Annotated in this window: 11 protein-coding genes; 5 read left to right on the top strand and 6 right to left on the bottom strand. The window is 71.6% G+C overall.

The window, feature by feature from the left end; translation table 11 throughout:
- Positions 1-1,359, top strand: a 1,359-nt coding sequence (gene mutS, locus N2041_RS05940) for a DNA mismatch repair protein MutS (protein WP_297676786.1), incomplete at its 5' end; no start/stop codon positions are given.
- A complete protein-coding gene (gene mutL, locus N2041_RS05935) occupies positions 1,356-3,152 on the top strand; it encodes a DNA mismatch repair endonuclease MutL (protein ID WP_297676784.1) in 1,797 nt (598 codons plus the stop codon). The genes mutS and mutL, both read left to right, overlap by 4 nt.
- A 10-nt stretch (positions 3,153-3,162) precedes the next feature.
- On the opposite strand, the gene N2041_RS05930 is transcribed toward mutL, so the two are convergent.
- The 6 genes from N2041_RS05930 to N2041_RS05905 all read right to left on the bottom strand — a co-directional run bounded on the left by N2041_RS05930 (position 3,163) and on the right by N2041_RS05905 (position 6,789).
- Positions 3,163-3,756 (bottom strand): Fe-S-containing hydro-lyase, encoded by a 594-nt coding sequence (locus N2041_RS05930; protein WP_270056534.1) that lies wholly within the window; start codon positions 3,754-3,756, stop codon positions 3,163-3,165.
- Positions 3,749-4,264, bottom strand: coding sequence for a GNAT family N-acetyltransferase (locus tag N2041_RS05925; protein WP_297676782.1), 516 nt, complete (start codon positions 4,262-4,264; stop codon positions 3,749-3,751). Before N2041_RS05925 ends, N2041_RS05930 begins: the two co-directional genes overlap by 8 nt.
- Positions 4,261-4,827 carry a GNAT family N-acetyltransferase gene (locus N2041_RS05920; RefSeq protein ID WP_297676780.1) on the bottom strand — a complete coding sequence of 189 codons (567 nt, stop codon included), beginning with the start codon at positions 4,825-4,827 and terminating at the stop codon, positions 4,261-4,263. The genes N2041_RS05925 and N2041_RS05920 overlap by 4 nt, the downstream gene beginning before the upstream one ends.
- Position 4,828: 1 nt before the next feature.
- A complete protein-coding gene (locus N2041_RS05915) occupies positions 4,829-5,674 on the bottom strand; it encodes a fumarate hydratase (protein ID WP_270056531.1) in 846 nt (281 codons plus the stop codon).
- Positions 5,675-5,728: 54 nt separating this feature from the next.
- On the bottom strand, positions 5,729-5,908 hold the full coding sequence (locus tag N2041_RS05910) for a hypothetical protein (protein ID WP_297676777.1): 180 nt from the start codon (positions 5,906-5,908) through the stop codon (positions 5,729-5,731).
- A gap of 83 nt (positions 5,909-5,991) precedes the next feature.
- Positions 5,992-6,789: an enoyl-CoA hydratase-related protein gene (locus tag N2041_RS05905; protein WP_297676776.1), complete on the bottom strand. Its 798-nt coding sequence runs from the start codon at positions 6,787-6,789 to the stop codon at positions 5,992-5,994.
- A gap of 124 nt (positions 6,790-6,913) precedes the next feature.
- Between N2041_RS05905 and N2041_RS05900 the strand changes: the two genes are divergently transcribed.
- The 3 genes from N2041_RS05900 to N2041_RS05890 all read left to right on the top strand — a co-directional run bounded on the left by N2041_RS05900 (position 6,914) and on the right by N2041_RS05890 (position 9,350).
- Positions 6,914-8,083: an acyl-CoA dehydrogenase family protein gene (locus N2041_RS05900; RefSeq protein ID WP_297676774.1), complete on the top strand. Its 1,170-nt coding sequence runs from the start codon at positions 6,914-6,916 to the stop codon at positions 8,081-8,083.
- Between the two features lie 45 nt (positions 8,084-8,128).
- On the top strand, positions 8,129-8,509 hold the full coding sequence (gene queF / locus N2041_RS05895) for a preQ(1) synthase (RefSeq protein ID WP_270056527.1): 381 nt from the start codon (positions 8,129-8,131) through the stop codon (positions 8,507-8,509).
- Positions 8,510-8,573: 64 nt separating this feature from the next.
- Positions 8,574-9,350, top strand: coding sequence for an NAD(P)H-hydrate epimerase (locus N2041_RS05890; RefSeq protein ID WP_297676771.1), 777 nt, complete (start codon positions 8,574-8,576; stop codon positions 9,348-9,350).
- Positions 9,351-9,425: the final 75 nt, after the last annotated feature.

Below are 9,425 nucleotides of genomic sequence, written 5' to 3'. Positions count from 1 at the left end.
GCCTCGTTCGATGAGGGCGGCGTCATCCGCCCGGGCTTCAGCCCCGAAATCGACTCCCTCCACGCCCTCACCCGCGACGCCCGCGGCTTCCTCCTCGGCCTCGAACGGCAGGAGCGCGAGCGCACCGGCATCAAGTCGCTCAAGGTCGGCCACAACAGGGTCTTCGGCTACTGCATCGAGGTCTCTGCGGCGAACGCCGCCCTCGTCCCGGCCCACTACCAGCGCCGCCAAACGCTCGTCGGCGCCGAGCGCTACGTGACCGAGGAGCTGAAGGAGTACGAATCCCGCCTCATCGGCGCCCGCGACCGCCTCGTCGAGCTCGAGCGGCAGGCCTTCGCCGCCCTCCTCGAGACCCTCGCCGCAGGCCTGGCCTCCCTCCAGGGAGTCGCCGAGGGCGTCGCGAAGGTCGATGCCATCCTCGGTCTCGCCGAGACCGCCGCCGAGCGCGGGTACACCCGCCCCGCCTTCACCGGCGGCGAACTCGAACTCCGCGCCGGCCGCCATCCCGTCGTCGAGGCCGCGGTCGGCGCCGGCCGCTTCGTCCCCAACGACTGCGTCCTCGGCGGCGACACGCAAATCCTCGTCATCACCGGGCCCAACATGAGCGGAAAATCGACCTTCCTCCGGCAGGTCGCGCTCATCGCCCTGCTCGCCCAGGCCGGCTCCTTCGTCCCGGCCGCCGAGGCGCGGCTCCCGCTCTTCGACCGCATCTTCAGCCGCATCGGCGCGCAGGACGACCTCGCCGCCGGCCAGTCGACCTTCATGGTCGAGATGGTCGAAACCGCGCAAATCCTCCACCGCGCGACCCCGAACTCGCTCGTCATCCTCGACGAAGTCGGCCGCGGCACCAGCACCTACGACGGCATGGCCATCGCCCGCGCGGTCATCGAATTCCTCCACAACCGGAAGGAAGGCGCCGCGCTCACCCTGTTCGCCACCCACTACCACGAGCTCACCGCGCTCGAAGGCGTCCTCCCGCGGGTGCGCAACGCCCACATCGCCGTGCACGAAGAGGGCGGCGAGGTCGTGTTCGAGCATCGCGTCGTCCCCGGCGCCGCCGACCGCAGCTACGGCATCCACGTCGCCCGCCTTGCCGGCCTGCCGCGCGCGGTCATCAACCGGGCCGAACACCTCCTCTCGGAGTTCGAAGCGCAGCGCCAGCCCGGGGCCGTCCCGCCGGCGCCGCCAGCGAACGGCCGCGGCTCGCCCGGCGCCTTCCAGCCGGCCCTGTTCGCTGCGTCTTCGCCCATCGAAGAGGAGCTGGCCGGGCTCGATGTCGACGGCATGACGCCCATCGAAGCCATCCAGAAGCTCTACGAGCTGCGCGCCCGCGCCCGCGCCGGCCGGGTGCCCCGGTGACCGCCGGCACGATCCGCGTCCTCCCCCCGGAAGTCGCGGCCCGGATCGCCGCCGGCGAGGTGGTCGAGCGGCCCGTCTCCGTCGTCCGCGAACTGCTGGACAACGCCATCGACGCCGGCGCGACGCGCATCCAGCTCGCCTTCGACGACGGCGGCATCGCCCGCATCGAAGTCAGCGACGACGGCCGCGGCATCCCGCCCGCCGATGTCGAACTCGCCTTCGAACGGCACGCCACGTCGAAAATCGCCTCCGTCGATGACCTCCACCGGGTGCACACCCTCGGCTTCCGCGGCGAGGCGCTCCCGTCCATCGCGGCCGCCGCTGATGTCGAAATCCTGACCCGCGCGCGCGGCGAACCGGTCGGCGTCTTCCTCGCCCTCGCCGAAGGCCGCCCCGTGCGGCGGATGGCCCGCCCCGCGCCCGAAGGCACGACCATCACCGTGCGCGACCTCTTCGCGCGCGTCCCCGCCCGCCGGAAGTTCCTCGGTTCTCCCGCCGCCGAGGCCCGCGCCATCACCACCCTCGCGGCACACTACGCGCTCGCCTACCCCGGCATCGCCTTCCACGTGCTCAACAACGGCCGCCGCGTCCTCAGCACGCCGGGGGACGACGATATCCGCCACGCCTTCGCCGCGGTCTACGGCGCGGACCTCGCCCGCCAGGTCCTCGATGTCGCCGCGGGCGAAGGCCCGGTCGGCGTCTCCGGGCTTGCCGGCCCGCCCGCGCTCCACCGCGGGAACCGGGGCGGCATCTCCATCTTCGTGAACGGCCGCTGGGTCCAGTCCCGTCCGCTGCTCTTCGCCGTCACCGAGGCCTACCAGTCGCAGCTCCCGGTCGGACGGTTCCCCGTCGCGGCGCTCCATCTCCGCCTGCCGGACGACGAAGTCGACGTCAACGTCCACCCCGCCAAGGCCGAGGTCCGCTTCCGGGATGAGCGGCTCGTGGCCCGTGCCATCCGCTCCGCGGTTCGCGCCGCGCTCGAAGCGGCGGCCCCGGTGAGCTGGAGCCCGGCCGTCCCGTCTGCGGCGCCGGCCGCGCCCCCGTCGCTCGGCCACGTGCCTCTGCCCGGGCCTGCGCTGAAACCGGCCGCCGCCCCCCCTGCACCCTCGGAACCGCCGCCCGCCCTGCGCGGTCCGGTTCCGACCCAGGGCGTGCTCGCGCTCACCCGCCCGGCCCAGCCGGCGCCGGCCGGCCCTATCCCGGCGCCGCATCGCGACCTCCTCCCGCTCCTCCGCGTCGTCGGCCAGCTGAACGCGACGTACATCGTCGCCGAAGGCCCCGACGGGATGTACCTCGTCGACCAGCACGCCGCCCACGAGCGGGTCGTGTACGACCGCATCCTCGCCCGCCGGGCAGCTGCCGGGCAGCCGCCCGTCCAGCCCCTCCTCGAGCCGGTGCTCGTCGATGTCGGCGCCGCGCTCGCCGCCGTCGCCGAGGCGGCCGCTGCCGACCTCGCCGCGCTCGGCCTCGTCCTCGAACCGTTCGGCGACGGCGTGCTGCTCCTGCGCCAGGTGCCTGCCGGGTTCCGCGCCGACGACCCGGTGACCGCCGTCCGGGGTGTCCTCGAAGCCATCGAGCGCGACGACCGCGTGCCCGCCGGCTTCGGCCGGGCCGCTGCGACCATCGCCTGCCATTCGAGCGTCCGCGCCGGGATGGCCCTTTCGATGGAGGAGATGCGCCGGCTCGTGGAGGACCTCGCCGCCACGGCCACGCCCCGCACCTGCCCCCACGGGCGGCCGACGCTCATCCACCTCGGGACCGAGGCCATCGAGCGCCAGTTCGGCCGCCGCTGAGCGCCGCCCGCTAGCCCCCGAGCGACTGCACCGCCGGGATCGGCCGCGAGCTCGTCCGGTACTGCCGCTTGCCTGCCTCGAGCAGGTCGCCCCCGTGGCAGTCGTTCACCACGATGGCCGGGAAGTCCTCGACCTCCAGCCGGCGGATCGCCTCCGTACCGAGGTCCTCGAAGGCGACGACTTCGGCCGACTTGATGTGCCGGTTCAGGAGCGCGCCCGTGCCGCCGACGGCGATGCAGTAGACCGCGTGGTGTTGCTTGATCGCCTCGCGGATGGCCGGCCCCCGGCCGCCTTTGCCGATGATGCCCTTCAGGCCGGCCTCCAGCATCGGGATGGTGTACGGGTCGAGCCGCATCGCCGTGGTCGGTCCGGCGGAGCCGATGACCGCGCCCGGGCGCGGCGGCGTCGGCCCGACGTAGTAGATGACCTGCCCGCGCAGGTCGATGGGCAGCGGCTCGCCCCGCTTCATCAGCTCGATCATCCGCTTGTGCGCCGCGTCGCGCGCCGTGTAGATCACGCCGCTGAACGTCACGTGCGTCCCGATCGTCAGCCCCTCGATCACGTCGTCCGTCAACGGCGTCGTCAGCCGTACCGAATCAGCCATCTCGTTCCTCCGCGGGGTCGTCCCCCAGTGATTTCGACATAACGATGAAGTGGGCCGGCGCCTTCAGCTCGTGGAGCGCCTCGGCGGGCCACGGCTTCGCGCCCGTGACGCGGTAGCCGAGCCGCGCGTAGTAGCCCGGCAGCTCGGCGCGCGGGCTCGCCACCTCGAGCGACATCCGCGAACACCCGGCACGCCGCGCCCGCGCCTCCGCCGCTGCGACGAGCCGCCGCCCGAGCCCCGTGCCCTGCGCCTCCGGGTCGACCGCGAGCATCCCAAAGTGACCCTCCGGCGGTTCCGCCGCGACACGGACGCAACCGACGATGCTCCCGTCGGCCTCCCGCGCCACGAGGAACGTCTCCCGCTCGAGCAGCTCGCGCACCTCGTCGAGCGACGTGCGGTCGGCCGCCTTGAAGAAGTCCTCCACCCGGTACGCAACGTTGATCAGGCGCGCCAGCGCGACCGCGTCGCACGGGCCTGCCTCTTCGATGACCAGCGTGTCCGGGCTCACAGCGGCTTCACCATTTCGCAGTACCGGTGCGGGACGAGGAAATCCCAGTGTCCCGCCGGGTGCTCGACCTCGTGGATGACGCGGTAGCCGAGCCGTTCGTAGTAGTCGACCAGCCCGAACTCCCGCACCGTGCCGAGCGCGACGGCGCGGTACCCTTCCTTCCGGCCCAGCTCTTCCGCGAACGCGACCATCCGCCGGCCGAGGCCGCCGTTCATCCGCGCCGGCTCGACGGCAGCCATCCCGAAGTAGAGCGCGCCCTCCCACGGGTGCCCGGCGGGAATGGCGCCAGGCTCCGGTCGCGGCGTGCCCGCCGGCCCCAGCATGTCCGGCTCGATGAAGCGCTCCGCGGCGGCGAGCAGCGCGCTCGCGACGAGGGCGCCGTCCTCCTCCGCGAGGATGAAGCGCGCGCCCGGCCCGGCCTCGGCCAGCAGCTCGGCCGGCGTCGTCCGCTGCCCCGCGAACAGGTGCCGGTACCGCGCGTACGCCCGGTTCACGAGGTCTGCCACCGCCTCAGCGTCAATCGCCTCAGCCGGCGCGAGCCGGAGCAGCGCCGTCTCCGCCATCTCAGATGACCGCCTGCTTCGTCCGCGCGCTGTGGCACTGGATGTTCACGGCGACCGGCAGTGCGGTGATGTGTGTCGGGTACGTCTCGACGAACACATCCAGCGCCGTCGTGCTGCCGCCTACCGCCTGCGGCCCGACCCCGAGTTCGTTGACCGCCTGCAGCAGCTCCTGCTCCAGTTCCGCGACCTCCGGGTCGGGGCTCCGCTCGCCGATCTTGCGGAAGAGCGCGTGCTTCGCCATCGTCATCGCCTTCTCGGCGGTGCCGCCCACCCCGACGCCGATGACCAGCGGCGGGCACGGGTTCCCGCCCGACATGTCGACCGTCTCACAGACGAAGTCGATGACCGCCTGCTTGCCCATGCCCGGGAGGAAGTTCTGGTAGCGCGACATGTTCTCGCAGCCGCCGCCCTTCGGCATGAACATCACCTTGATCCTGTCGCCCGGCACGATCTCCGTGTGGATGACGCCCGGCGTGTTGTCGCCGGTGTTCACCCGCGCGCTGAACGGCCGCGCGGCGATCGACTTCCGCAGATAGCCTTCGCTGTAGCCGCGCCGGATGCCCTCGTTGACGGCGTCGATGACGTAACCGCCGGTGATGTGCACGTCCTGCCCGATCTCGAGGATGACGACCGCCGTCCCCGTGTCCTGGCAGAGCGGCAGCATCCGCTCCCGCGCCACCTGCGCGTTTTCGAGAATCTCGTCGATGATCTGGACCGCCAGCGGCGACCGCTCCGTCTGGCGTGCCGCCCGGATCGCCCCCTCGACGTCCTCGGGCAGAAAGTGCGTCGCTTCGATGGCGAGCCGCGCCACCGTTTCCGTTATCAGCTCAGCCGGAACCTCTCGCATGCGCATCCCACAGTGGTGATGCACAGAGCGTAGCAGCCGAGCCCCGCTCGTTCCTCAGGCGCTCCGGTCGAGGTGCTTCCCGACGTTCGGGTCCAGCAGCCGCACGAGCTCCGCCTGGACCTCCGCAGCGGCTTTCACCGCCTTGACGGCCGCGGTGAAGGCGACCCGCCCCGCGATCCCCTCCACCGGGTCCGCGGGCACCGACGTCGGCGCGATGGCAGACAGCAGGTTCATGCCATAAGTCTCAGGCCTCGCGCTGCGCGGCGCGGGAACAGCAAGGGGGCCGCACGGTGGAAAGCCGGTGACGCCACTTCGCCTCAGCGCCCTTTGAACCGCGGCTCCCGCTTCTCGAGGAACGACTGGCGGCCCTCGGCAGCGTCCTCCGTCGCGTGGGTGATCTGCTGCAGGAACTGCTCGAGTTCGATCTGTTCGTCGAGCCCCCGCGTCGCGCCTTCCTGCACCAGCCGCTTCATCAGCTCGATCGCCACGCTCGGCCCCCGCGCGATCGCCCCGGCGAGCGCGCCCGCGGCCGCCGGCAGCTCCTCATCCGGCGCGACCTGGCTCACGAGCCCGATCCGCTCCGCCTGCCGCGCGTCGATGATCTCGCCCGTGTAGAGCAGCCGGTACGCCCACTCCGGGCCGACGAGCCGGGGCAGCAGCCAGGTCGAGCCCGTGTCCGCCACGATCGCGCGCTTCACGAAAATCGCGCTGAAGCGCGCCGATTCCGCCGCGACCCGGATGTCGCAGGCCATCGCCAGCGAAAAGCCGGCGCCCACGCACGGCCCGTTGACCGCCGCAATCGTCGGCTTCCGGCAGTGGTACACCTGCGCCGTCGCCAGGAACCGTGACCGCATCATGCCGGCGCGCCCGGTGAACGGCCGTGCCGGCCAGTCTTCCTCCCGGGTCGCCGTCGTGAGGTCGGTGCCCGCGCAAAAGCCGCGCCCTGCGCCGGTGAACACGACCGCCTTCACGGCGTCGTCCGCTTCGGCCATCGCCACCGCGTTTTCGATCTCGGCCCACGAGCCCCACGAGAGCGCGTTCAGCTTCTCGGGCTTGTTCAGCGTAATCCGGGCCACGCCCTCATGGACGTCATAGAGGATGTCGCGAAAGTGCATCGGGCTGTCTCCGTCAGGGTAGGGTGAGCGAAGCCTACGCCACCGGCGCCGGCCTGCCCACCGCCCGCTGCCTCCCGCCCGGCTATACTCGGCCTGCCCAGATCCTGACAGCCCGGATGGCCCCATGCTCTTCCGCGACTCCCCCGAACACGCCGCCTTCCGCGCCGAGGTGCGCGCTTTCCTCGATGCCGAACTCCCCCGCGAAACGTGGGACATGCGCAACGACCGCGAGGAGATGACGCCCGAGGAGAAAGAGTTCACCCGCCAGTTCCGCAAGAAGCTCGCCGCACGCGGCTGGCTCACCATGGGCTGGCCCCGAGAGTTCGGCGGCGCCGGCGCCAGCTACATGACCCAGACCGTCTACATGGAGGAGATGAGCTCCGCCGGCGCCCCCGGAGCCTACGACCAGGGCGTCTGGCTCGCCGGCCCCGCCCTCATGATGCACGGTACTTCCGCCCAGCAGCAGCGCTGGCTCCCCGGCATGCGCACCGCCGAAGACCACTGGTGCCAGCTCTTCTCCGAGCCCGGCGCAGGCTCCGACCTCGCCAGCCTCCAGACCCGCGCCGTCCGCGACGGCGACGTGTACGTTATCAACGGCCAGAAAATCTGGACGAGCGGCGCCCAGGAAGCCGACTGGGGCATCCTCCTCGCCCGGACCGACCCGGAAGCCCCCAAGCACCGCGGCATCAGCTACTTCATGGTCGATATGCGGCTGCCCGGCATCACCGTCCGTCCCCTGGTCAACCTCATGGGCAGCCACCACTTCTGCGAAGTCTTTTTCGACGACGTCCGGGTGCCCGCCGACTGCCTCGTCGGCGAGGAGAACCGCGGCTGGTACATCGCCACCACGACGCTCGACCAGGAGCGTTCGAGCATCAACCGGGTCGTCATGACGCGCAGCACCCTCTACGCGCTCATCGACTACGTCCGCGAGCATCCGCACCTCCGCCGCGGCGAAATCCGGCACGAGCTGGCCGAGCGCTACCTCGAGTTCGAAATCGGCCGCTGGCTCTGCTACCGCGTCGCCCAGATGCAGAGCGAGGGAAAAGTCCCGAACGCCGAGGCCTCGGTCTCGAAAATCTTCGGCACCGAACTCCAGCGGCAGATGGGCATCACCGGCCTCCGCGTCCTCGGCCTGCCCGGGCAGCTCGAGCCCGGCTCCCGCTGGGCCCCTCTCCGCGGCAGGGTCGAGCGCTGGGCGCTCGCTGCGCCCAGCTACACCATCGCGGGCGGCACGAGCGAGGTGAACCGGAACATCATCGCCACCCGCGGGCTCGGCCTGCCCCGCGGCTGACCTTGCGCCTGCGCGGCCGCCGTCCGAACCTGCAGGTGACACGCCATGAACCCGAACAACACCTTCCGCACCGACGGCACCATCGACGCCTTCGACAACCAGTTTCCCGGGCGCGACTACGTCATCGAATTCATCGCGCCGGAGTTCACCAGCGTCTGCCCCATGACCGGCCAGCCGGACTTCGGTACCATCCGCGTCACCTATGTGCCGGACCGGAAGTGCATCGAGCTCCGCTCCTTCAAGTTCTACCTCCACGCCTTCCGCAACCGCGGCATCTTCTACGAGGACGTCGTGAACACCATCCTCGATGACATCGTCGCCGCCGTGCAGCCTCGCTCGGCCACCGTCACCGGCGAATTCAACACCCGCGGAGGCATCAGCGCCCGTGTCACTGCTTCGTACCCGTCTCGGCCTGCCGGGGCATGACGCGGCCCCGGACGATTCCGTAGACTCCAGAGCCCGTGGCCCCCGGTGGGGCCGTGAGGTGCGTATGCCCGTCAAGCCCGACCCCGCCGGGTTCCCCCAGCGCCGCTGCTCCGACGTCTGCTCCGTCACCGCCGCGCAGATGCGCGACGTCCAGCGCCTCGCCCAGGAGGAATTCGGCCTCGATATCCTCCAGCTCACCGAGAACGCCGGCCGGAGCGCGGCCATCCTCGCCTTCGCGATGCTGGGCGGCCGCGGCCGCGGCCAGCGCGTCGTCGTCCTCGCCGGCGGGGGCAACAAGGGCGCCGCGGGCCTCGCCGCCATCCGCCACCTCGCCAACTGGGGCTGCCGCGTCGAGCCTGTCATCGGCGGCGTCGAAGAGGAGGTCTCCTTCACGGCCCGCCGCCAGCTCCACATCCTCCGCCAGACGGGCCTGCTGCAGCCCGCCGACCTCGAGACCAGCGAAGTCCGCCTCGAAGAGCAGCTCGCCGGCGCCGACCTCGTCATCGACGCCCTCGTCGGCTACGGCCTCGAAGGCCCCCCGGTCGGCGTGGCCGCGGCGGTCACGCGCCTCGCGATTGAATCGCGCCGCCCCATCCTCGCCCTCGACATCCCCACGGGTGTCAACGCGACCACCGGCGAAGTCAGCACGCCCGCCATCCGCGCCGTGACCACGCTCATGCTCGACCTCCCCAAGCGCGGCTGCCTCGACCCCCAGGCGCGCGGCATGGTCGGCGAGCTCTACCTCGCGGATATCGGCATTCCGCTCAACGTCCACCAGCGCCTCGGCATCCCCGTCGGCCAGCTCTACGCCGAGGGCCCTATCGTCCGCCTCCGCCGCTGACGCTGCCTCCTCCGCTGCCTTTGTCCGGCAGGGGAGCCCGTGCTATAGTCAGCGCCGGTCCTTAGGGACGAATTT

It is taken from the genome of Tepidiforma sp. (assembly GCF_026419595.1).
GTDB lineage: Bacteria > Chloroflexota > Dehalococcoidia > Tepidiformales > Tepidiformaceae > Tepidiforma.
This window is presented reverse-complemented; position numbering and strand designations above follow the sequence as displayed.

Bases quoted from the DNA above. Each gene is read 5' to 3' on its own strand.
- N2041_RS05905 (WP_297676776.1), bottom strand. From the start codon at position 6,789: ATGCACTTTCGCGACATCCTCTATGACGTCCATGAGGGCGTGGCCCGG.
- N2041_RS05890 (WP_297676771.1), top strand. From the start codon at position 8,574: ATGCCCGTCAAGCCCGACCCCGCCGGGTTCCCCCAGCGCCGCTGCTCC.
- N2041_RS05900 (WP_297676774.1), top strand. From the start codon at position 6,914: ATGCTCTTCCGCGACTCCCCCGAACACGCCGCCTTCCGCGCCGAGGTG.
- N2041_RS05920 (WP_297676780.1), bottom strand. From the start codon at position 4,827: ATGGCGGAGACGGCGCTGCTCCGGCTCGCGCCGGCTGAGGCGATTGAC.
- queF (WP_270056527.1), top strand. From the start codon at position 8,129: ATGAACCCGAACAACACCTTCCGCACCGACGGCACCATCGACGCCTTC.
- N2041_RS05910 (WP_297676777.1), bottom strand. From the start codon at position 5,908: ATGAACCTGCTGTCTGCCATCGCGCCGACGTCGGTGCCCGCGGACCCG.
- N2041_RS05915 (WP_270056531.1), bottom strand. From the start codon at position 5,674: ATGCGAGAGGTTCCGGCTGAGCTGATAACGGAAACGGTGGCGCGGCTC.
- N2041_RS05930 (WP_270056534.1), bottom strand. From the start codon at position 3,756: ATGGCTGATTCGGTACGGCTGACGACGCCGTTGACGGACGACGTGATC.